This window comes from Brucella tritici, assembly GCF_902825325.1.
In the GTDB taxonomy this organism is placed as follows: Bacteria; Pseudomonadota; Alphaproteobacteria; order Rhizobiales; family Rhizobiaceae; genus Brucella.
Genome location: NZ_CADEAR010000003.1, coordinates 271,643 through 293,986, shown reverse-complemented (window position 1 = coordinate 293,986; position 22,344 = coordinate 271,643). Strand labels below are relative to the sequence as shown.

The following is a 22,344-nucleotide window of genomic DNA, read 5'->3' as shown; positions in this document are numbered from 1 at the left end:
AATACGCACAAAAACTGCCAATAGTACTGATTTTTGTACTTAGTATAAAAAGGATACCTAAATGGCTAAGGCGAAACACTCCCGTTTTGATTGCAGTCCCGGTTGCGCGGTCGAGGCAGCCATCAGCCTTATTGACGGTAAATGGAAAAGCGTTGTGCTGTTTCATCTTCTGGATGGAACGCTACGTTTCAACGAATTGAGACGACAGATACCAGGCGTCACGCAGCGCATGCTGACAAACCAGCTTCGCGAACTGGAAGAAGACGGCCTGATCAAGCGCAAGATCTATGCACAGGTGCCGCCGAAGGTGGAATATAGTCTTTCCCCACTGGGTCGCAGCATCGAGCCTATTCTGCTTGCCCTCAAAGACTGGGGCGACACGAATATCGACCGCTTCAGCAAACCAAGCAAGACGCAGGCCGCCGCTTAAAAAGGGCGACCGAAGGCCGCCCTCTCTATACCTGGTTCAGTTAACGGCACTGTCCGCCATTCATGATGCGATAGCCTGCACGGTCGGCTTCGCAACGGTTGGAGAATGTGCGCCGTTCGTTACCGCGTTTTGCGCAAACAGGCATATATTCCCGCGTGCAGGCGCCCATGCCCGGCCTGCCTGGCCTGTTACCCTGATGTGGCGGATGCATTCCGCCTGCGCCGCCCCAACCCGGACCCGGTCTTGACGAGCACTGGCCGTTTGCGATGATGCGATAGCCCTGCGCTCTCGCCTGACATGAATTACCGAATGTCTTGCGCGAAGAACCCCGCGTTGCGCAGACGGGCGCATAATTCATCGGGCAGATTTGCGGCTGCGACGGTCCGGGACGCATCGGTGGACGATGATCCATTCCGCCGCCTTCAGCCACGCAACCGGCGAGAAGCAGAGCGCCCGCAAGCGCAGCCAATTGTCTCAATTGATGAAATTGCATTTTCCTCTCCCTTTGTCCCGAAGGTTAAGATGGCGCAACCTGCGATAAGGGCAAGTCTTTTTACAAAAGTGCAAAACCTTGCGGACCATATCGACAACCCGCCCATATAGGTTACCTTGGCCGAAGTTGAGGGGGCGGAACAGGCAGCATGAATCGTTACCGGCACAGCATAGCGATTATCCTGGCTTCGCAGCTTTTCAGCCTGCCTTTCGGCGTCGCTTCACCCTACGCAGCGAGCGAACCGAATCCACCGGTCTATGCGCCGCCCCTGCCACCAGAGAAGAAGACACCGACCGTCGGCCGCATCTGCCAGCTCATCGGTGCCAATGCCGACGCCCATGGCATTCCGCGTGATTTCTTCGCCCGGCTGATCTGGAAGGAAAGCCGTTTCGACCATAACGCAGTCAGTCCTGTCGGCGCCGAGGGCATTGCGCAATTCATGCCTTATACAGCGAAGGAACGCGGCCTCGCCGATCCCTTCGACATTGAGCAGGCCATCCCCGCATCCGCGAGTTTCCTGCGCGACCTGAAAGGTGCATTCGGCAATTGGGGCCTTGCAGCCGCCGCCTATAATGCAGGGGCCGGGCGCGTTTCAAGCTGGATGCGGTCCGGCGGTTTTCTGCCGCTCGAAACTGAAAACTACGTGCTGGATATAACCGGCGCGCCCGCCGACGACTTCGCGGCAGGCAAGGAGATCGTGAACCGTCCGCTCGACCCTAAGCTCGCATTCCATGATGCCTGCAAGCGTCTGCCGATCATTCGCAGTGCCACGATTCCGATGTCGCGCGTGAAGCCCAAGCCGTGGGGCATTCAGGTCGCCGGTAATTTCCGCCGCAGCGCAGCCGTCAATCAATGGGCGCGCCTGCGCAAGCAATTTAGCAGCGTGCTGGCGGGCCATGATCCCGTCATCAGTCGGATACGGACCCCCATGGGACGCCGCGGTATATATGCAGTACGCATAGGCGCTGACAGCCGTGGGGAAGCCGATAGCATTTGCGCAAAGCTTCGCGCTGCCGGTGGCGCATGCATAGTTTCGCGCAATCGATGAGATGGCAAAGACATATCCCGTTATATTCTTGATATATTAGGGATAGCCTGTTCTGTTTTGGAAATGAGCAGTGGATTTTCTTGAAACAATCGTAAAAAATTATGACGATACCGGTTCAAAGATAACCAATCATATGCTCCCCAAAGAATTTGCTTGCCAAATACCGCTTCATAGATCAGTCTCCACCTGTTCGGGCACTTAGCGAACAAATGGAAGACTGAAGAACGGCGTGCCGGGGCCGCTATAAGTTCCGGGTCGAAGGCTCCCCTTCGGCAATGATCGGTTCCTTCCCAATGTCGAGAACTGCCTGCATAACCCTCTGCCGGGTGTGTGGTGCGCTTGGCAGAATTTGTAATACCACTGTCTCCACAAGAGCGGTGGCGCCAAGGAAAAGGAACGGATCCCATGGCACAGACCGGACAGGTCAAATTCTTCAATACCGAAAAAGGCTTCGGTTTTATCAAGCCGGACGACGGTGGCGCTGACATCTTCGTACATATCTCTGCTGTACAGGCTTCTGGCCTCACTGGCCTCGCAGACAATCAGAAGGTTTCCTACGAGACGGAACCGGATCGTCGCGGCAAGGGCCCCAAGGCCGTGAACATCACCGTTACCGGCTGATTGTTCATAAAAGAACCTACCATTTGCCCCGGCTTTCGCCGGGGTTTTTTATTGCCTGTAGGCAACCCTGAACGGATCATCATCCGGGCGCGAAATATTACAGATGCTGCATGTAATTGACCGGAAACGAACAGCTTTTCATCGCCCTTCACCATTGTTCAGCCTCCATTCATGTCGAAAGAGTTAATCAGTTATTCATAAACGATACGTGCGTGCCTGTTCGGCGAGCGTATCGGAAAAATTACAGTCGAGCTTCTGAAGGAGCGAACAATGAACCGATTTGCGAAAACAGCCATCCTGGCAGCGGCATCCCTCGCGGCAGTTGCCGCACCGCTTGCAACAGCATCGGCAGATTCCTGGGGTCGTCATGGTTGGGATCGTGGCGGTTGGGATCGTCCTTACTACCGCGACCGGCATCGCGGCAATGGCGACGCCGTCGCCGCAGGCGTGATCGGCCTCGCGGCAGGCGCCCTCATCGGCAGCGCACTGAGCCAGCCGCAGCCGACCTATGTGCAGCCTGCCCCGGTCTACGCGCCGCCTCCCCCGCCTCCGGCCTATTACCCGGCAGCACCGGCTCGCCAGGTAACCTATTATCGCTCAAGTTATGAGCCATGGAGCCGCGGCTGGTATCAGTATTGCTCCGATCGCTATCGGTCGTTCAATCCGAATACCGGCACCTATCGCGGTTACGACGGGCGCGATCACTTCTGCTCCGCCAACTAAAGCCGGAATTTAATAGGAAAAGCCGCCTTTAAAGGCGGCTTTTTTATTTATGCATATCCGATGTCGTTCAAAAACGGATTGGAACGCCGCTCATCGCCGAACCGGCTGCCGGGACCGTGCCCGCAAATGAAGCCGATATCGTCGCCGAGTGGCAGCAGCTTTTCCTTGATGGAGCGAATCAGCGCCGCGTGATCACCGCCAGGCAGATCCGTACGCCCGACCGAGCCATTGAAAAGCACGTCACCAACAATGGCAAACCGGGCCTCCGGGCTGAAGAAAACGACATGTCCCGGTGCATGGCCCGGCGTATGGAAGACATCGAACTCGTGACCGGCGACGGAAACCTTGTCGCCCTCATCGAGCCAGCGATCCGGCGTGACATTGCGCACGCCTTCAGTGATGCCATATTTCAGGCCGGTCGTTTCCAGATTATCGAGCAGGAATTTATCGTCCTTGTGCGGGCCGATAATGTCCACGTTCAGGGCTTCCTTGAGATCAAGCGCAGCCGCAGCATGATCGATATGGCCATGCGTGATCCAGATGGCCTCGACATCGATCCCTTGAGATTCAATTGCCTCCCGGATGCGATCAAGATCGCCGCCCGGATCGATCACGACTCCCTTCTTGCTCTCGCTGTCAAACAGAATTGTGCAATTCTGCTGAAAAGGCGTGACGGGAACGATAATGGCCTGCAATTGCCCCATGCTCTTTACTCCACTCGATATGCGGTTTCCTGTTCACACATAATGGTCAGCCGTGGCCGCGTGAAGGCTTTGTAAAATAAAAACGGACGGCGAATAGCCGTCCGTTTTTCCCTCTCCGACAGTTCGTCTTGCCGATCGTCCCCACAATCAGGCAATCAGAGCGCTATTCGATCTGATTGAAGCAGATCGGTACGCTAACCTCTTTTTAAAGCATAATCTTATCGATCCTCGTTTCACTCAGATCGTATTATGCTCTAATCGAAGTATATTCCGAAAAGCGAGCCTGCTTTTCGGGCTGAAGGTTTCTCACCTCCGCATGAAGCGCCGCCACAAAAGGGGCCGCGCCCCAAATGCGTCAGGCCTTGGCGGCCATAGAGTTCTTGATCAGGCCGACAATAGCCGTCAGCACGATACCGCCAACACCGCCGCCCGCCAACTGGCCGACAACGCCATTGAGCACGGAATCGAGACCGCCGCCGGACAGCATCGGAAGGAGCTGACCGAGGATGACACCACCGATGCCACCAGCCACCGTGTTGCCCGTTGTGCCTAGACTGATATTTTTCACGGCACCTGCGATGTTGCCACCAACTGCGCCAGCGACAAGCTGGAGAATGATAGGTAGTAGAGATTCCATAATCGTCACCCCATCTGAGTTTTAAACCGGAATAGTGCGAGTCCGGTCGAAAAAATCTTGGACCGAAACTGCCCAATGTCAAACAATAAGCGACGACATAATTAAAAAGCGGTCCGAAGACCGCTCTTTTTCTGTTTACAACTCAGTTATTCCGCTGCCGCACGCTTTGGCTGAACTTCTGCGGAATAGTCATTCATTAGAACATTCGTGATCTCGGAAGGCTTGAACCGGTATTGACCGATCTCGGAAACCGGCGTCACTTCCGCTGCTGTTCCACACAGGAAGCATTCAGAGAAACCGGCAAGTTCTTCCGGCATGATTGCCCGCTCGATAACTTCAATACCGCGGCGCTTGGCAAGATCAATGATCGTGCGGCGTGTAATACCGTCAAGGAAACAGTCAGGCTTCGGCGTGTGCAGCGCTCCGTCCTTCACGAAGAAGACGTTTGCGCCGGTTGCTTCGGCAACCTGTCCGCGCCAGTCGAGCATCAATGCATCGGCATAGCCCTTGGCTTCGGCGGCATGTTTGGAAATCGTGCAGATCATATAAAGACCTGCAGCCTTTGAACGCGAAGGCGCGGTGCGCGGGTCCGGGCGGCAATATTCAGCAATATCGAGCCGGATACCCTTCATTTTTTCTTCAGGCGAGAAATAGCTCGGCCACTGCCAGATGGCGATTGCAAGATGAATGCGGTTGTTCTGCGCCGAAACGCCAAGCGATTCCGAACCGCGCCAGGCAATCGGACGCACATAGGCATCTTCAAAACCCTGCTTCTTGAGAAGTTCACGGCAAGCATCATTGATTTCTGCAACGCTGAAAGGAATCTCGAAACCGAGAATACGCGCAGATTCATGCAGACGTTCGGTGTGTTCATTGAGCTTGAAGATCTCGCCGCCATAGGCGCGCTCGCCTTCAAACACGGCGCTCGCATAATGCAGGCCATGGGTCAGCACATGAATCTTTGCATCTTTCCAGTCGACGAATTCTCCGTCCAGCCAGATAAATCCGTCCCGTTGATCGAATGGAATCGCAGCCATTTTCTTGCTCCTGAATATTTCGCGGCGCTGTCTCGAAACCGATTTCCGGTCGGGCAACCTTCTCCGCAACCTGTCTTCCCCAATTAAATCGATATAACTGGTGAGACGGCCACCTTTTTCTGCGTAATTGCTGGCCTTTTTGTTCGAAATGCTCTGAGGTCACGCAAACATATTGCGCGAATCCCAGGCGGAGCATGCATGGAAAGAAAATAAATCCTCCACCGGGATAGAATATTGCGGCAACCATCCTCATCGCCCATCTTTTGGACGGTGACGGAAAGCCAGTCAGCGCAATTATTCCTCCTCCTTGCATGCGTCAGCGCGAACATTATTCCAAAAAAGCCAGCCTACGCTTATCGAAAATTATCTGGGCGATTGAATTATGTCAATAATGCTGACATATTTAACGCGACAGAACGGAGCACCGATGTGAATTCGACGAACGATATGAATTATATAAGCAATCCGTTGACGGCTGAGGAGGCTGCCGATCTCAACGTCATTGAGCTTCTGTTTTTTTCTTATCGCGATTTCACTGCCGACCCTGATCTTATCCTGGAAAAGATCGGATTCGGGCGGGCGCATCACCGTGTCCTCTACTTCATCAACCGCAAGCCGGGCATGACAGTCGCGGAGCTTCTGGAAGTGTTGCGGATCACCAAGCAGAGCCTGTCGCGCGTGCTTAAACAGCTTATCGATACGGGCCATGTCGTTCAGGCCACCGGCCTGCACGACCGCCGCCACCGCAAGCTTTATCCGACCAAGAGCGGTCGCCAGCTCACGCTTGCGCTCGCCCTTCCACAGTCACGGCGTATCGCGCGCGCACTGGAAGGCTGCGCACCGCAAGACCGCGAAGTGATCGAACGTTTTCTTTATAATATGGTCAATCCCGAGCGGCGCGCCCAGATTGACGAGTTTTCTGCTGATGACAACTCAGCCAGACGCCTCTGAACCGACAATACTGAGTTTGAGTGTTACGTCTGGTTGCACTAAGTGCTTGTACAAGAAAGCTTCCATGCAGGCAGTGAATAGACGCGCCGCATTCCTGTCGGTAATATGCCGGACGGCGCATGTTGCGTCATAGAGCGCCGTGCGTCCATTCGGACGCACAAAGGTCGCTCTAACTTATTGAATCTACGCATCGTGCTTTCCAAAAAATCGATTCCGATTTTTGGGCCGATGCTGTAGTCGAATTGAAACGGAATGGGATCGAAAGACGCCATGGCTGTAGAAGAAGAAAAGACGCTCTCGGACGACGCGCCGCATCTCCTCGTTGTTGACGACGATACGCGTATCCGCAGCCTTCTCTCGCAATATCTGACCAACAGCGGATTCCGTGTCACCATGGCTGGAAGCGCTGCCGAAGCGCGCCGCAAGCTGGAAGGCATCGATTTCGATCTGCTGATCCTCGACGTGATGATGCCGGGCGAAACCGGCGTTTCGCTGACGAGATCGCTGCGCGAGCAGAAGAACGTTCCCATCCTGATGCTGACGGCATTGTCGGAAACCGACAGCCGCATCGATGGTCTGGCTGCCGGTGCAGACGACTATCTGCCCAAACCGTTCGATCCCCGCGAGCTGACGCTGCGCATCAACAATATCCTGCGGCGCGGCGCACCACCCGCACAGCCGAAGATCGAGCAGATCGTGTTCGGCCCCTATACTTTCTTCATCCCGCGTCGCGAGCTGAAGAAGGGTACGGAAACAATCAAGCTGACTGATCGCGAGCAGGACATCATGGCGATCTTCGCCGAGCGCGCCGGTGAAACGATCCCCCGCCATGAGCTGACCGGTCAGGACGGCGATGTCGGCGAGCGCACAATCGACGTCCAGATCAATCGTCTTCGCCGCAAGATCGAGCAGGACCCGGCCAATCCGGTCTGGCTCCAGACCGTGCGCGGCATCGGCTACAAGCTCAGCATCGAATAGCAACCATCGGCAATCGGGAATATCGCGATCAGAAAATGGTGTTTTCTCAAAACGCAGGGCGACGTGTACAAACGGTACAGCCGCAATGTTGTTCATGGAAAACGTCATTTGCAGACAGCGATATTTCCGGAAGCGCATTTTCGAGCCAAAGGTGCGACGCAGCTTTGCGACAAAATAAGTATTTTGGGCGCAACCACGGAGTACTGAGGGACGTTTTAACACGATGAAATCGCCCTTGAGAAAATTCTCCCGCTGGTTGGCGCGCATCATGCCGAAGGGGCTTTATGCGCGGTCGCTCATCATCATCATTGCCCCGATGGTTCTGCTGCAGTCCGTGATCGCCTATGTGTTCATGGAGCGTCACTGGCAGATGGTGACCGAACGACTGTCGACCGCTGTTGTGCGCGATATTGCGGGCATCATCGATATTCTCGAAACCTATCCGCAGGAACCGGGCTACGACAATCTCATCCGCATCGCGCAGCAGCGGCTGGCGCTGAACATTTCGATCCTGCCGCCCGATCCGCTGCCGCCTCCCGGACCGAAGCCTTTTTTCGCCATTCTCGATTACTTCCTCAGCGAAGAGATTACCCGCCAGATCAATCGCCCTTTCTGGGTGGACACGGTTGGCGATTCCGATCTCATCGAAATCCGCATCAAGCTTGAGGACAAGGTGTTGCGCGTCTTTGCGCGACGCAGCCAGGCCTATGCGTCCAATACGGGCATCTTCCTGACATGGATGGTCGGCACCGCACTCGTTCTGCTGATTATCGCCATCGCCTTCCTCCGCAACCAGATCAAGCCGATCCAGCAGCTTGCCGAAGCGGCGGAAAGTTTCGGCAAGGGGCGCCCCATGCCGGAAGGCTTCCATCCACGCGGGGCCGAGGAAGTACGCCGCGCAGGCATTGCCTTCATCCAGATGCGCTCGCGCATCGAGCGCCAGATCGAGCAGCGCACTGCCATGCTTTCTGGCGTCAGCCACGATCTGCGCACCATTCTGACCCGCTTCAAGCTGCAGCTTGCACTGGCTGGCCACTCCATCGACACCGAGCCTCTCAATCAGGATATTGCCGACATGCAGACGATGCTCGAAGGCTATCTCGCCTTTGCGCGCGGCGAAGGTTCAGAGGAAACGGCAAGCTACGACGTCACGAAGCTTTGCGAAAAACTGGAGCACGAAGCGCGCCTGCGCGAACGCGGCTTCAAATATCATATTGAAGGCGACAGCGAGGTCTATGTGCGTCCAAACGCCTTCTCGCGCCTCGTCAGCAATCTCGTATCGAATGCCTTCCGTCACGCGCAGAATGTCGAGCTTTCAATTTCGCATGAGGATGGCTGGCTGAAGGTCGTCGTGGATGATGACGGGCCAGGCATTCCGGAAGACCGTCGCGAGGACGTCTTCAAGCCTTTCGTCCGGCTGGATGAAGCACGTACGCAGGATTCCGGCGGCACCGGCGGGCTGGGGCTTGCCATTGCACGCGATATTGCACGCAGCCACGGTGGCGACATTACGCTGGAAGACGCCCCGACGGGCGGCTTGCGCGCCATCATCCACATTCCGGCGTGAAGCATGTCGTTTGAAAGCGGGAAGCCGTTGCGGACTTATCTGAAAACAAAGGGTTAGACAAAGCCTGGGATATCAGGGCGGTCGGAACGTCGTCTTGTCCGAGATGGTTTGACTTGTCCCGGCCTTCCCGCGGAGCAAACAACGCCTCCCCTCATTCTGAGGAGGTTTCTGAGCTTGCGAAGGAACCGTCTCGAAGGACGAGGGCAAGCGCCTAGTTTTCCCTCGTCCTTCGAGACGCCGTTTTCAACGGCTCCTCAGGATGAGGGAAAAGGATACCGCTGCTTGTTCACCTAAAAACCACGCTCTTAATAAAGCTTGCCGCCGTTCGGCACGGGCTTATCGATTGCTGCGAGAACCACTTCGCCGTCCTCGTCCGGCATACCGAGTGTCAGCACTTCCGACATGAAGGGGCCGATCTGTCGTGGCGGGAAATTCACCACGGCCATGATCTGTTTGCCGATGAGTTGCTCCGGCGTGTAGTGCCGGGTGATCTGGGCTGACGACTTCTTGATGCCGATCTTTTCGCCGAAATCGATCTTCAGCTTGAAGGCAGGCTTGCGGGCTTCGGGAAATGGCACAGCTTCCACGATGGTTCCGCTGCGGATATCGACCTTTTCGAAATCTGCCCAGGTAATGGTGGTTGCTTCGCTCATTCTTTCACTCCCCGGCCCTCATTCCCGGCCTCGCAGAAAACCCGGCGCGAACGCCGGGCCAAAACTCAGTTAATGGATAGTCAGGCGCGACCGACGGTCTCGAACACCACGCATTCCAGCGCTTCACGCGCCGTAACACCCGACCAGACCACAAACTGGAAAGCCTGGAAATAGGCTTCGCAAGCTTCCAGCGCTGCCGACAGCAATACTTCCACCTGACGGCTCGTCGGTTCCGCACCGCCTGCCAGCAGCAGCGACTGGCGGTACATGATCGCGCCTTCCTGCTGCCAGAGATCGAAATGCCCCATCAGAAGCTTTTCATTGATGAGCGACAGCAGGCGCATCACTTCGTTCACACGTGGCTCGGCCACCTTGATGTCGAATGCGCAGGCCAGATGCAGTGCCTCGAAATCCTCCATCCAGGAAAACGAGATGTGATAGTCAGTCCAGTTGCCCGCAACCGAAATTGCGATTTCGTCGTCGCCAGTCCGCTCGAACGTCCAGTCGTTTGAATGCGCGACCTGTTCGATCACATCCACCGGATGCGCCTCACGTGCGAATTCAAGCTCAAGAAGGCTCATGTCCGTTTCCTGTTCTGGGAACCATCTGCCCCCAGATGTTTCCTAATTCCCGGCGCGCAAGTCATTGCTCGCCCGTGCCAGCCACCGCGCAAGAACAAGCGCAGGAAAACAGGCACGAATTGATCGGTTGAGGAACCGGCATGCACGACGGCATGCAAGCGCCTCAATGGCACACGCACATACGCAACTGATACTGGAAAGCAGCCTGAAAGACGCGAAACCTGACACTCAGCCCCTCGCCGCCGCCTACATGACCGCGTTACGAATCATGTAGTGTTTTCAGTCTATTGATGCTGAATCTGAACGCCAGCCCCTTTTGAACAAAGAGCCGTGAAAGCATGTGGAAATATACGAGGGACCGACCGCGACCCTTGCCTTAACCGACTCTAAGACAAGGGTTTTTGCCACTTGCGGCCTGTTAATAAATATTCAGGGATTATTTTTGGATTTTGCCGAAGATGAAGCCGATTTTGCCGGTTTGGCATCAGAATCAACTTCGAATTTCGCAAGACGTGCTTCGAGAGCTTCGATTCTTGCCAACAACGCGCTGTTTTCCGCACGCGCCTTGATTGCCAATTCGCGAACGGCTTCGAAGTCTTCGCGCTGTACGACATCGAGCGTGTTGAGCACGCGCTCGCTCTGGGAACGCAACGCCGTTTCCACTTCACGGCGCACGCCCTGCGCAGCGCCTGCCGCATCCGTCACAAGCTTGGCGAGTTCATCAAGAACCCGGTTCTGTCCGCTGGTCATGGCAATCATTCCTTATTTCCAGGTGAGACCTGTTGAAAACATAAATTTGAAATAGGGCCGTCTCAGTTCCGATGCAAGCGCAGCTATAGAAAGTGATCGGCTTCAATGCAGCTGAATCAACAATTGCGGACCTCGCGAGAATAGCCGTCTGCGAGAACCCGAGGCGCCAGTGGAGAATGTACTTAAGGCTGCCTTAAGGGTAAATCAGCACCGGAAGCCCCGAAACCGCAATTTGCAACCGCTATTGCAAACGCGATTTGCAGCCGACGGGAACAGCTTGACCATATCGGGCCGGTCCAGCATGTTCCGTCACAAAACGGAGTGATTTCATGATTGAGACGTTGCTGCCCGCATCGGCGCTCGCCTTCCCCAATATCGATCCGGTGATCTTCCGGGTCGGGCCACTGGCAGTGCACTGGTACGGCCTCGGCTATGTCGTCGGCATCATGTTCGCCTGGTGGTACGGCAAGAAACTCTTGCGAAGCCATCGCCTGTGGGCCAATAACCAGCCGCCCATGGCACCGGAAGCGCTTGATGATTTCGTCATATGGGCAGCGCTCGGCGTCGTGCTTGGTGGCCGTATCGGCTACGTGCTCTTCTATAATTTCTCCTATTATATTTCCAATCCCCTCGCCATTCCGGCGGTGTGGGATGGCGGCATGTCGTTTCACGGCGGCATTCTGGGCACAACGCTTGCCATGTTCCTGTTTGCCCGTTCGCGCGGCATCAAGGTCTGGAGCATGTTCGACACGATTGCCGCCGGCGTTCCGGTCGGACTTGGCGTGGTGCGCGTCGCCAATTTCATCAATTCGGAACTCTGGGGCCGTGTCAGCGATGTGCCATGGGCAGTATACTTCCCCAATGGCGGCCCGCTGCCGCGCCATCCAAGCCAGCTTTATGAAGCGTTCCTTGAGGGTGTGGTCCTCTTCTTCGTGCTGTTCCTCCTCGTCTGGGTCGGACGCAAACTGAAGAAGCCCGGCTTCATTGCAGGCGCTTTCGTCACGGGCTACGGCCTCAGCCGCATCGTGGTCGAATTCTTCCGCGAGCCGGATGCACAGCTCGGCTATCTCTTCGGCGGATGGCTCACCATGGGCATGGTCCTCTCGGTGCCGATGGTACTGATCGGGCTTTGGGCCATGTGGCGCGCAAACCGGGCTGCTGCCAAGGATGCCTGATCTTCCGCTGAAAGACCGGCTGAAACGCCTGATCGCCACTTCGGGGCCGATCAGCGTTGCCGATTACATGGCAGCCTGCCTCGGCGACCGTGAGGCGGGCTATTACACCACGCGCGAACCTTTCGGACGAGACGGCGATTTCATCACCGCGCCGGAAGTGAGCCAGATGTTTGGTGAACTGATCGGCATCTGGTGCGTCAGCGAATGGGACGCGCTGGGACGCCCGGACAATATCGTGCTGTGCGAAATCGGCCCCGGTCGCGGCACGCTGATGAGCGACATGCTGCGCACCATCGGCAGGCTTGCCCCGCAAATGCTGGCCCATGCGCGGGTCGCCATGGTGGAAACCAGCCCGCGCCTTGTCGAAAGGCAAAGGGAAAAGCTGTCCGATACCGGAGCGAAGATCGACTGGTTCGAACGCTTTTCCGATATTTCCGCCGATACTGCCAACAGGCCGCTGATCCTCGTGACCAATGAGCTGTTCGATGCCATCCCGTTCCGGCAGTTCGTCAAGGTCGATGGCCGCTTTGTCGAACGCATGATCGCGCTCGACGAAAAGGATGAGTTCCATTTTGTCAGTGGTCTGGGCGGCATTGATCCGGCGCTTTTACCTGCAAGCCATGTGCAAGCACCCGAAGGCACGATCTTTGAAGCGGCTCCAGCGCGCACGGCCTTGATGCAGGAAATTGCCAGTCATATCGCGGCCACGCGCGGTGCAGCGCTCAATATCGACTACGGCCATCTGAAAGCCGGTTTCGGCGATACGCTGCAAGCCATGTTGAAACACAGCTTTGACGATGTCTTTGCCAATCCGGGCGTTGCGGACCTCACCAGCCATGTCGATTTCGATAGTCTGGAGAAGACCGCACGGGCCAGCGGCTGCAAGACCGGAATGATGACGCAGGGCGAATTTCTGCTTGCAATGGGCCTGCTCGATCGCGCCGGACGGCTTGGCGCCGGCAAGGATGCCGCGTTTCAGGAAAAAATCCGGCAGGACGTCGAAAGACTGGCCGCCTCCGATCAAATGGGAACCTTGTTCAAGGTGCTGGCCATCAGCGATTCCGACACAAAACTCATTCCGTTTGCAGTTCCATGACGGCGAAAGCTTCGATTGACAAGCTGTGCCTCCTCCCCCACCATCCCGCCGTTTACGAAAGCCAGCAAGATGACCGACATGCCGCAACCGCTCCGCTCGCCTCTCCTTGAAAAGCCCGTCGGACAGAACGGGAAGCGGATTGCGCATGGCTTTTTCACCCGCAAGGGCGGCGTTTCCGATGGCATCTATACGGGCCTGAATGTCGGAAGCGGTTCGAACGATGTACCGGAAAAAGTTGCGGAGAATCGCCGTCGCGTCGCCGAAAACCTTGGCGTTGCGCCCGATCATCTCATGACCGTGCATCAGGTTCATTCGCCCGATGTCCTGCACGTCACCGAACCGTTCGGCGCCCCACGCCCGAAGGCTGACGCAATGGTCACAAATGTGCCGGGCATCGCCATCGGTGCGCTTTCCGCCGATTGCGGGCCAGTGCTTTTTGCCGATCACGAAGCGGGAATCATCGGTTCCGCCCATGCCGGATGGCGTGGCGCTTTCGGCGGTGTTCTGGAGAACACCATCGAAGCCATGATCGGTCTTGGTGCAAAACGCGAGAATATCGTTGCCGTCCTCGGGCCGACCATTGGTCCGGAAAACTATGAAGTCGGTCCGGAATTCTACGCCGAATTCATCGGCAAGGATGCTGCCTACGCCACCTATTTCCGGCCTTCCGACAAGCCCGACCACAAGCTGTTCGATCTGTGGACATTCATCACCGACCGCCTGACGAAAGCTGGCGTGCAGGCAGAATCCCTTCGCCAGTGCACCTATGCCGATGAGGAACAGTTCTATTCCTACCGGCGCACCACCCATCGCAACGAACCCGATTACGGGCGTCAGATTGCAGCGATCGCCATCATAGAAGATTAGGAGAACCGCATGGCCCTTCACTTCGAGCCGGAAGAATTCGCCGCACGTCGCGACCGCCTGATCTTGAAGATGGAAGAGGAAAAGCTGGATGCGCTTCTGCTGTTCGCACAGGAGAGCATGTACTGGCTGACCGGCTATGACACATTCGGATTCTGCTTCTTCCAGTGTCTCGTCGTGAAGGCAGACGGGTCAATGGTGCTGATGACGCGCTCCGCCGATCTGCGGCAGGCGCGCCATACGTCGAATATCGAGAACATCGTCGTCTGGACCGACCGCGACAATGCCAATCCCGCCGCTGACCTGCGCAATATCCTGACGGAACTCGACCTTCTCGGCACGCGGATCGGGATCGAATATCAGACGCACGGCCTCACCGGCGCCAATGCCCGCAAGCTGGATGAACAGTTGCAGAGCTTTGCCAAGCTTTACGACGCATCCGGCATGGTGGACCGCCTGCGCCTTTTGAAAAGCCCTGCTGAAATCGCCTATGCCAAGCGCGCTGCCGAACTCAGCGACGATGCACTCGATGCTGCAATAAAGCTGACCAAGGCAAGCGCCAACGAGGCCGATATTCTGGCTGGGATGATGAGCGCCAATTTCGCGGGCGACGGCGATTTTCCCGCCAACGAATATATCATCGGCTCGGGCGACGATGCCCTGCTCTGCCGCTACAAATCCGGTCGGCGCAAGCTGAACAAGAACGACCAGCTCACGCTCGAATGGTCGGGCGTCTTCCGCCACTACCATGCGCCGATGATGCGCACGCTGATCGTCGGGAAGCCGACCACGCATCATCTGGAACTCTATGCCGCCGCACGCGAGGCACTGGAAGCCGTGGAAGCGGCGATGACACCCGCCTCGACATTCGGCGACGTTTTCGACGCCCATGCCCGCACTATGGAAGCTCATGGGCTCACCCGCCATCGCCTCAATGCCTGCGGCTATTCGGTGGGCGCCCGATTTGCGCCCTCATGGATGGACCCACAGATGTTCTATGCTGGAAATCCGGAAAGCATCCAGCCGGATATGACGCTTTTCGCGCATATGATTATCATGGATTCCGATACGCAGACCGCAATGACGCTGGGGCAGACATATCTCACAACAAATGGTGCAGCTCAGCCATTATCCCGCCATTCTCTTGATATGATTGTAAAATGAGGCGCAATCGGCGATAAAACTGCCACAAGCGCACGTCGGAAACTGGAAAGTGGTTTTCGGACAAGATGCACATCGACAAAAATCGATAGATTATTTCAAACTGGAAATGCCCTACCGCAGAAAATCTGCGCCTTCAGGAGCATGAAGCCGAAGATGAACAAGGCACGTCTTTCAACGATGTTGTTGCTGGCCGGAGTGCTTACAAGCCTGCTCGCCGCCTGCAACAGCACCGAATCCGCTCTGAACGTACAGGGCAGCAATCAGAGTTCTGGGCAAACCGTTGCACCTGCGACGACACCGGGCTCCCCGGCGACGGGTGCCGCTCCCGTGCAGCCTGCGGGAACAACCCCGCCTGCAACGACCACGCCAGTGGCACCGCAGCGCAGTGCGGCGCTCAAGCCGGGCAAACTGCATATTGCCCCGATTGTCGGTGCACCGGTCAATGTGGTGACGCCGCTGACCCATCGCATGAATGATGACGCCAAGACGAAGGGCATTGAGCTTGCGGGCAATAATGACCCAAGTGCTGCCTATGTCATGAAGGGTTATTTCTCCGTTCTTTCGGAAGATAACCAGACCACGGTGCTTTACGTCTGGGACGTGCTGGATGCTTCCGGCAATCGTCTTCACCGGATACAGGGGCAGGAGAAAGTTCCAGGTGCGGCCGCAGACTCATGGAGCGTCGTTCCAGCTTCCGCAATGCAGGCAATCGCCGACCGCACCATGCAGGAATATTCGACCTGGCTTGCGGCAAATCGCGCATAGAAACTTGCTTTGGCAGCAAAAGACTGAAATCTTTTGCTGAATCTGTTTTGCCTACTGTGGGAAAGCCGGAAAACCGGGCTTTTTACAGCAATTGTGTTCCGAGGGGCCTTGCAATGACGGTGACTCTTTGCAATAGGCCCCACATCCGAAAGAAAACCTTGCGAGCTGCAGTACTTGATCCCGTCAGAAAGTACGCAGCTTAAAGTTTTTAAGAGATTACGTCCGTTACGGCGGACTGTTGCGACAGAACCAAACTGCAAACCGCGACCGCATCGGCGTCAGAGGCAAAAGAATGAAACTTTTCGCAGGCAACTCCAACCGGGTTCTTGCCGAATCCGTTGCTCAATATCTCAACATTCCACTCGGTAAGGCCAGCGTCCGTCGCTTCGCCGATCAGGAAATCTTCGTAGAGATTCAGGAAAACGTGCGCGGCGAAGACGTATTCGTTCTGCAATCGACCTCCTATCCGGCAAACGATCACCTGATGGAACTGCTCATCATGATCGATGCCTTCCGCCGCTCCTCCGCACGTCGCATCACTGCCGTCCTGCCCTATTTCGGCTATGCCCGTCAGGACCGCAAGCCCGGTCCGCGCACGCCGATCTCGGCAAAGCTCGTAGCCAACCTCATTACCGAAGCCGGCGCCAACCGCGTTCTGACGCTTGACCTTCATGCCGGTCAGATTCAGGGCTTCTTCGATATCCCGACCGACAATCTCTACGCCGTTCCGGTCATCGCGCGCGACGTGAAGGCCAAATACGCAACCGGCAACTGCATGGTCGTTTCGCCTGACGTTGGCGGCGTGGTGCGTGCCCGTTCGCTGGCAAAGCGCATCGATGCGCAGCTCGCCATCGTTGACAAGCGCCGTGAGCGTCCAGGTGAATCGGAAGTCATGAATGTCATCGGCGATGTTTCCGGCAAGGACTGCCTGCTGTTCGACGATATCGTTGATTCCGGCGGCACGCTCTGCAACGCAGCCGAAGCCCTGCTCAACAAGGGTGCAAACAGCGTCACCGCCTATATCACGCATGGCGTTCTGTCCGGCGGCGCAGTTGCCCGTATTGCCGCGTCTAAGCTGAAGGAACTGGTCATCACCGATTCCATCCAGCCGACCACCGCCATCAACGATGCGCCGAATATCCGCGTGCTCTCGATTTCCGACCTGATTGGCGAAGCCATTGCCCGCACGGCAGCGGAAGAGTCCGTTTCGAGCCTGTTCGACTAATCAAAACATTAGGCGAATAGCAATTCCGAAACATGCCGCCAGCAACAGTACGAGCGGCATGTTCATTTTGAAGACGACAAGCAATAATGCCGCCGCGCCTGCGATCAGGACGGCGGCATTGTCTATTGTGCTCCAGACTGGAAGCGGCAATGTGACGGGGCCGACAGCCTTCTCTACCACCTGCGAAAACAGGGCGTGCAGCGAGAACCATAGCGCCAGATTGGCAATCACGCCGACAACCGCAGCCGTAATGCCGCCCAGCATGGCAGACAGCCAGCGTACCTGACGCAGCCGTTCCACGAACGGCGCCCCTGCCAGTATCCATAGAAAGCAGGGCACGAAGGTAAACCACAGCGCGATCAATCCGCCGAAAAAGCCGCCCAGAAGCGGCGGCAGGCCCGACAGGTTTGCGGCTCCCACAAAGCCGACAAAGACCAGCACGAGGATCAGCGGTCCCGGCGTGGTCTCGGCCAGTCCCAGCCCGGTCAGCATTTCGCCCGGCTTCATCCAGCCGAAATGCTCGACCGCCTGCTGCGCCGTATAGGAAAGAGCGGCATAAGCGCCCCCAAATGTCACCGCGGCAAGCTTCGAGAAGAAGGCCGCTTCCTGCACGAAAACATGCGCACCGCCAAAAGCGAAGAAGAGCCCGAGTAAAGGTAAAAGCCACAACCCGCCCCAGATGAGTGTCTGCTGCGTGAATTCACGCAGGGCACCGGGCGTCGCATCCCCCAGAACGGTCGCTGCACTCTTCCCCTGAACGACATGTCGTAGTCCGCCCACAAGAGCTGCCAGCAGGACGACAAGCGGAAACGGCAGTTTCAGAAAGGCTATCGCAATGAATGCCGCAATCGCCACTGTGTAGGAGAAGCTGGAGGCCAAGGTCCGTTTGGCCATGCGGTAGAGCGCTTCGAAAACCACGGCCAGAACCGCAGCCTTGAGGCCGAACAACAGTCCGGCCACGATCTCGACATGCCCGAAGGCAATATAAAGCCCCGACAGTGCAAGCATGACGACAGCGCCGGGCAGCACGAACAACAGCCCCGCCAGCAAACCGCCGCGCCAGCCTTTCACCGCCCAGCCGGAATAGGTCGCAAGCTGCATGGCTTCCGGCCCCGGCAGCAACATGCAGAAATTCAGCGCATGGATCAGCCGCTCCTGATCCATCCATTTTTTCTCATCCACGAGGATACGCTGCAGCATCGCAATCTGCGCCGCCGGTCCGCCGAAGGACAGAAGCCCCACTTTACCGAAGGTCGTGAAAAGTTCTTTGAAACCTGGCTGCTTTACTGGCTCTGTCACGCTGTCATCCCGAATGATCCCTGGCACTGCAGTTGCAAATTCGTCAGGCCGTAGCGAAAAGAGTGATTTTCGAGTACCGGAGCGGAGCGTACTTAAAGGTACGTGAGCACCGGAACGCAGACAAAGCGCTCTTTGCAGCCCGGCATCACGAAGAATGCAACTGTAGTGCAGCTGTCGGCGAGGATCATTACAGGTTCATGACAGTTTTCACAGGCAACAACTTATTCTATTCCGCCGCAGCGCCTTCTTCCGTAAGCTCATCCGGCGCATTCGGGTTGCCCGGAGCGGTCTCACAGGCGAGATCGGGGAAATTGACGATGCGCATTCCCTTGAAATCATTGCGAACAACCAGAAGCCCGCGCTCCTCGAAATAGGTTAGCAAACGCCGCGCGCGGCTGAACGAATGCGTGCCGTAAGCCCGCGCCAAAGCCGCATCGGAGGGGCAAGGCGCACCGGTGACGGCTGCCTGCGCCACGATCAGGAACACGCCCTGCACATCGTCGGTGAGGCTTTCCGACAAGGAAAGCGCCTGCTGCCATGTTTCGCCACTGGCCACATCACTTTCAATGCTGGCCTGCGCCACCGCCAGCCTGCGCCGGAAGGCAGGCAGAGCCAGCGGTTCGCCGGGAACGCGGTGAATGCGGCAGCGCACCAGAAAATCCTGATAGAGAACGGCAACCGAGCGGAACGACGCTTCCGGGTCGTCCACGATCTCGCGCATGACCTTTTCAAGAAGCTCATCGCGTTCGGCTTCCACGATGCCGGGAAACAACGGCTCTTGTGCCGGTTCGGCTTCGGGCTTGGGCTTTGCTACCTGGGCCAGAATTTCCGCCGTCGATGGCGGCGGTGGAGGCGGCGGCGCTCGGCGCACGGCGGTACGGATTTCCTGCGGCGCAGGCGTGAAGATCAGGTCGAGCGCATCTTCCGGCGCTTCGGGCAGCGGCATCAGTTTGGGCGACGACGAACGCGCCGATGTCTCCACCTTGCCGATCTTGATCGGCAATGGACGGCGCGACAATGCGGGACCAAGCGCCACAAAATGTCCGCGCTGCAAATCGCGGAACATTTCAGCCTGCTTGCGCTCCATGCCGAGAAGATCGGCAGCACGCGCCATGTCGATATCGAGGAAGGTGCGCCCCATGAGGAAGTTGGAGGCTTCGGCAGCAACGTTCTTGGCAAGCTTCGCCAGTCGCTGCGTGGCGATGACACCGGCCAGTCCGCGCTTGCGCCCACGACACATGAGATTGGTCATCGCGCCCAGCGACAACTTACGCGCTTCGTCCGACACTTCGCCTGCGGCGGCAGGCGCAAAAAGCTGCGCCTCATCCACCACGACAAGCATCGGGTACCAATAGTCGCGCTCCGCATCGAAGAGGCCACCGAGGAAAGCTGCGGCCGAGCGCATCTGCTGCTCGACGTCCAGCCCTTCCAGATTGAGCACGACCGAAACACGGTGCTGGCGGATGCGTCCGGCAATACGGGTCAGTTCAGCTTCGGTGCGAGCGGCATCGACAACGACATGGCCGTAAAGATCGGCCAGCGTGACGAAATCGCCTTCCGGGTCGACAATGCACTGCTGCACCCATTGCGCGCTCTGTTCCAGAAGGCGGCGCAAAAGATGCGACTTGCCGGAGCCGGAATTGCCCTGCACGAGCAGCCGCGTGGCGAGAAGCTCCTCAAGATCAAGCATGGCCTGCTTGCCACCGCCAAGCGCTGCTGCCGAGGCAGAACCGCTTCCGGCAACAGAACCCATGTCGATACCGACCTGCATCTCGCCTCCTTGTTTCACTATTGCAGGAACAGACGACTCGTCCGGTCAAGCCGCCAGTCGATCAGGCATTCGCTTAACATCTTTGACGCCGCCAATGCCACCGGTTATGAGAAATGCCCACAGATGCCGGGCACGGGAACTGCTCGCAGCCCAAAAAACTTGCGCCGCCGCACGCTATGGTCTATAGCCACCGCCATCCGCGTAGACACCCTTGGAGGCAACGCGGAATGGAGCGGTCCGGTCTTTCACCCTGTGACAGACGATACGGGCTGTTTCATGTCGTTTGTTGAAGCACGATCCCGAAATGTGGAAACCGGTTTTCGGACAAGATCATGCGCAGAAAACAAGCGACACTCCAGTAACTTTGAAAGGAAATGCCATGAGCGAGACTTACGTGCTCAAGGCCGATCTGCGTACCCGGGTTGGTAAGGGGTCCTCCCGCGAACTGCGTCGCAACGGCCAGATTCCTGCAGTCATCTATGGCGACAAGCAGGAACCCCTCGCAATCGCCGTCTCCTACAAGGAGATTTTCTACAAGATTCATGGCGGTGGCTTCAAGACCACTGTTGCCACGATCGAAGTAGACGGCAAGAAGATTCAGGTCCTCCCGAAGGACTACCAGCTGGATCCGGTCCGTGACTTCCCGCAGCATGTCGACTTCCTGCGCGTTTCCGCGAAGTCGGTCGTCCACGTGAATGTTCCGGTTCACTTCAAGAACGAAGAAGCCGCTCCGGGCATCAAGCGCGGCGGCGTTCTCAACATCGTTCGTCACGACGTTGAACTGATCGTTCCGGCCAATGCAATTCCGGAAGCACTCGAGTTCGACCTGACCGGCCTCGAAATCGGCGACTCCGTCCACATTTCGGCAATCAAGCTGCCGAAGGGCGTAACGCCTGCCATCCAGGATCGCGACTTCACCATCGCCACGATTGCTGCTCCTGCCGGCCTGAAGTCGGAAGAAGCTGCCTCGGAAGGCGCTGCAGAAGAAGAAGTCAAGGACGGCGAATAATCGCTGTCCGTATTTTGGGGGCTCTGAACCATGCTGCTCATCGCAGGTCTTGGCAATCCGGGCCCCAAATATGCGCATAACCGGCACAATATCGGTTTCATGGCGGCGGATGAAATATTCCGCCGCCATCGCTTTTCCAACTGGCAGAAGAAGTTTCAGGCCGAGATCGCCGATGGTGTGATCGATGGCGAAAAGGTGCTGCTGGTCAAACCGCAGACGTTCATGAACCTCTCGGGTCAGTCTATCGGCGAGGCCATGCGCTTCTACAAGCTGACACCTGCCGATCTCGTCGTTATTTATGACGAACTCGACCTCGTTCCGGGCAAGCTGCGCATCAAGACCGGCGGCGGCTCCGGCGGCCATAACGGCATCAAATCCATCGACGCACATGTGCAGTCCTTCCCTGGCGGCCAGAATTATCGCCGTATGCGACTTGGCATCGGTCATCCGGGCGCGAAGGAACTCGTGCATAATTATGTCCTCGGCGATTTTGCCAAGGCCGACAATGAATGGCTGGAAACGCTTTTGGGCGCCATCGCCGATAATGTGGCCCTGCTTGCCACCAAGGGCGAAGACAACAGCTTCATGAACCGCATTGCGCTTGCCATGGGCGACGGCAATCAGCGGCCAAGCGGTTTCAAGGCCGATCCCGCGCAATTGGAGAAGGCCCCCCTTGCAGCAAAGCCAAAGGCGCAGAGCCATATTCGCCAGGCGCGGCAAAACCAGAAGAAGCCGGATATTCCTGCAAGCGGCCCGATGGCTGAAATGCTGAAAAAGCTGCTGGGGAAGAAGGATTGATCCCC

Annotated in this window: 24 protein-coding genes; 15 read left to right on the top strand and 9 right to left on the bottom strand. The window is 57.0% G+C overall.

Annotation, left to right across the window (positions count from 1 at the left end; translation table 11 throughout):
- Positions 1-61: 61 nt before the first annotated feature.
- On the top strand, positions 62-430 hold the full coding sequence (locus HWX93_RS05875) for a winged helix-turn-helix transcriptional regulator (RefSeq protein ID WP_176036812.1): 369 nt from the start codon (positions 62-64) through the stop codon (positions 428-430).
- 40 nt (positions 431-470) lie between these two features.
- Here HWX93_RS05875 and HWX93_RS05870 read toward each other — a convergent pair whose 3' ends face one another.
- On the bottom strand, positions 471-923 hold the full coding sequence (locus HWX93_RS05870) for a Kazal-type serine protease inhibitor domain-containing protein (RefSeq protein ID WP_176036811.1): 453 nt from the start codon (positions 921-923) through the stop codon (positions 471-473).
- Between the two features lie 148 nt (positions 924-1,071).
- On the opposite strand from HWX93_RS05870, the gene HWX93_RS05865 reads away from it, so the two are divergent.
- The 3 genes from HWX93_RS05865 (at position 1,072) to HWX93_RS05855 (ending at position 3,315) form a co-directional block, all read left to right on the top strand.
- Complete coding sequence (locus HWX93_RS05865; RefSeq protein WP_176036810.1) at positions 1,072-1,971, top strand: SPOR domain-containing protein; 900 nt, start codon at positions 1,072-1,074, stop codon at positions 1,969-1,971.
- Between the two features lie 405 nt (positions 1,972-2,376).
- Positions 2,377-2,592, top strand: coding sequence for a cold-shock protein (locus HWX93_RS05860; protein ID WP_006471910.1), 216 nt, complete (start codon positions 2,377-2,379; stop codon positions 2,590-2,592).
- 270 nt (positions 2,593-2,862) lie between these two features.
- Positions 2,863-3,315 (top strand): BA14K family protein, encoded by a 453-nt coding sequence (locus HWX93_RS05855; protein WP_109987214.1) that lies wholly within the window; start codon positions 2,863-2,865, stop codon positions 3,313-3,315.
- Positions 3,316-3,362: 47 nt separating this feature from the next.
- Here the strand turns inward: HWX93_RS05855 and HWX93_RS05850 are convergent, their stop codons facing one another.
- The 3 genes from HWX93_RS05850 to HWX93_RS05840 form a co-directional block, all read right to left on the bottom strand.
- Positions 3,363-4,019 carry an MBL fold metallo-hydrolase gene (locus HWX93_RS05850; protein WP_109987215.1) on the bottom strand — a complete coding sequence of 219 codons (657 nt, stop codon included), beginning with the start codon at positions 4,017-4,019 and terminating at the stop codon, positions 3,363-3,365.
- Between the two features lie 355 nt (positions 4,020-4,374).
- Positions 4,375-4,656: a hypothetical protein gene (locus HWX93_RS05845; RefSeq protein WP_109987217.1), complete on the bottom strand. Its 282-nt coding sequence runs from the start codon at positions 4,654-4,656 to the stop codon at positions 4,375-4,377.
- A 146-nt stretch (positions 4,657-4,802) separates the two neighbouring features.
- Complete coding sequence (locus HWX93_RS05840) at positions 4,803-5,693, bottom strand: branched-chain amino acid aminotransferase (RefSeq protein ID WP_029929129.1); 891 nt, start codon at positions 5,691-5,693, stop codon at positions 4,803-4,805.
- A gap of 429 nt (positions 5,694-6,122) precedes the next feature.
- Between HWX93_RS05840 and HWX93_RS05835 the strand changes: the two genes are divergently transcribed.
- The 3 genes from HWX93_RS05835 to HWX93_RS05825 all read left to right on the top strand — a co-directional run bounded on the left by HWX93_RS05835 (position 6,123) and on the right by HWX93_RS05825 (position 9,189).
- Positions 6,123-6,644 (top strand): MarR family winged helix-turn-helix transcriptional regulator, encoded by a 522-nt coding sequence (locus tag HWX93_RS05835; protein ID WP_109987219.1) that lies wholly within the window; start codon positions 6,123-6,125, stop codon positions 6,642-6,644.
- Positions 6,645-6,914: 270 nt separating this feature from the next.
- Positions 6,915-7,622: a response regulator gene (locus HWX93_RS05830; RefSeq protein WP_012091674.1), complete on the top strand. Its 708-nt coding sequence runs from the start codon at positions 6,915-6,917 to the stop codon at positions 7,620-7,622.
- A 223-nt stretch (positions 7,623-7,845) separates the two neighbouring features.
- Entirely contained in the window at positions 7,846-9,189 is a 1,344-nt protein-coding gene (locus HWX93_RS05825) for a sensor histidine kinase (RefSeq protein ID WP_176036809.1), read from the top strand.
- A 305-nt stretch (positions 9,190-9,494) separates the two neighbouring features.
- On the opposite strand, the gene HWX93_RS05820 is transcribed toward HWX93_RS05825, so the two are convergent.
- The 3 genes from HWX93_RS05820 to HWX93_RS05810 form a co-directional block, all read right to left on the bottom strand.
- On the bottom strand, positions 9,495-9,842 hold the full coding sequence (locus tag HWX93_RS05820) for a tRNA-binding protein (protein WP_012091672.1): 348 nt from the start codon (positions 9,840-9,842) through the stop codon (positions 9,495-9,497).
- Positions 9,843-9,922: 80 nt separating this feature from the next.
- Entirely contained in the window at positions 9,923-10,423 is a 501-nt protein-coding gene (locus HWX93_RS05815) for a YbjN domain-containing protein (RefSeq protein ID WP_010659627.1), read from the bottom strand.
- A 429-nt stretch (positions 10,424-10,852) separates the two neighbouring features.
- Positions 10,853-11,173 (bottom strand): accessory factor UbiK family protein, encoded by a 321-nt coding sequence (locus HWX93_RS05810; protein WP_109987363.1) that lies wholly within the window; start codon positions 11,171-11,173, stop codon positions 10,853-10,855.
- A 329-nt stretch (positions 11,174-11,502) separates the two neighbouring features.
- On the opposite strand from HWX93_RS05810, the gene lgt reads away from it, so the two are divergent.
- The 6 genes from lgt to HWX93_RS05780 all read left to right on the top strand — a co-directional run bounded on the left by lgt (position 11,503) and on the right by HWX93_RS05780 (position 17,462).
- Positions 11,503-12,348: a prolipoprotein diacylglyceryl transferase gene (gene lgt / locus HWX93_RS05805; protein WP_109987222.1), complete on the top strand. Its 846-nt coding sequence runs from the start codon at positions 11,503-11,505 to the stop codon at positions 12,346-12,348.
- On the top strand, positions 12,341-13,444 hold the full coding sequence (locus HWX93_RS05800; protein WP_176036808.1) for a class I SAM-dependent methyltransferase: 1,104 nt from the start codon (positions 12,341-12,343) through the stop codon (positions 13,442-13,444). Before lgt ends, HWX93_RS05800 begins: the two co-directional genes overlap by 8 nt.
- 69 nt (positions 13,445-13,513) lie before the next feature.
- On the top strand, positions 13,514-14,311 hold the full coding sequence (gene pgeF / locus HWX93_RS05795; protein WP_109987224.1) for a peptidoglycan editing factor PgeF: 798 nt from the start codon (positions 13,514-13,516) through the stop codon (positions 14,309-14,311).
- Positions 14,312-14,320: 9 nt separating this feature from the next.
- The gene (locus tag HWX93_RS05790; protein ID WP_176036807.1) at positions 14,321-15,472 is read left to right on the top strand and encodes a M24 family metallopeptidase; all 1,152 of its coding nucleotides are present in this window, start codon (positions 14,321-14,323) and stop codon (positions 15,470-15,472) included.
- 141 nt (positions 15,473-15,613) lie between these two features.
- Complete coding sequence (locus HWX93_RS05785; protein ID WP_176036806.1) at positions 15,614-16,237, top strand: hypothetical protein; 624 nt, start codon at positions 15,614-15,616, stop codon at positions 16,235-16,237.
- Positions 16,238-16,529: 292 nt separating this feature from the next.
- Positions 16,530-17,462: a ribose-phosphate pyrophosphokinase gene (locus HWX93_RS05780; RefSeq protein WP_176036805.1), complete on the top strand. Its 933-nt coding sequence runs from the start codon at positions 16,530-16,532 to the stop codon at positions 17,460-17,462.
- Here HWX93_RS05780 and chrA read toward each other — a convergent pair whose 3' ends face one another.
- Both chrA and HWX93_RS05770 read right to left on the bottom strand, forming a co-directional pair.
- Positions 17,463-18,761: a chromate efflux transporter gene (gene chrA, locus HWX93_RS05775; protein ID WP_176036804.1), complete on the bottom strand. Its 1,299-nt coding sequence runs from the start codon at positions 18,759-18,761 to the stop codon at positions 17,463-17,465.
- Between the two features lie 226 nt (positions 18,762-18,987).
- Positions 18,988-20,532, bottom strand: a complete 1,545-nt coding sequence (locus HWX93_RS05770) for an ATP-binding protein (protein ID WP_176036803.1) — start codon at positions 20,530-20,532, stop codon at positions 18,988-18,990.
- A 379-nt stretch (positions 20,533-20,911) separates the two neighbouring features.
- Here HWX93_RS05770 and HWX93_RS05765 point away from each other — a divergent pair, with 379 nt between their 5' ends.
- Together HWX93_RS05765 and pth are read left to right on the top strand one after the other, a co-directional pair.
- Entirely contained in the window at positions 20,912-21,541 is a 630-nt protein-coding gene (locus HWX93_RS05765) for a 50S ribosomal protein L25/general stress protein Ctc (RefSeq protein WP_109987230.1), read from the top strand.
- 30 nt (positions 21,542-21,571) lie between these two features.
- Positions 21,572-22,339: an aminoacyl-tRNA hydrolase gene (gene pth / locus HWX93_RS05760; protein ID WP_176036802.1), complete on the top strand. Its 768-nt coding sequence runs from the start codon at positions 21,572-21,574 to the stop codon at positions 22,337-22,339.
- The last annotated feature ends 5 nt before the right edge of the window (positions 22,340-22,344 follow it).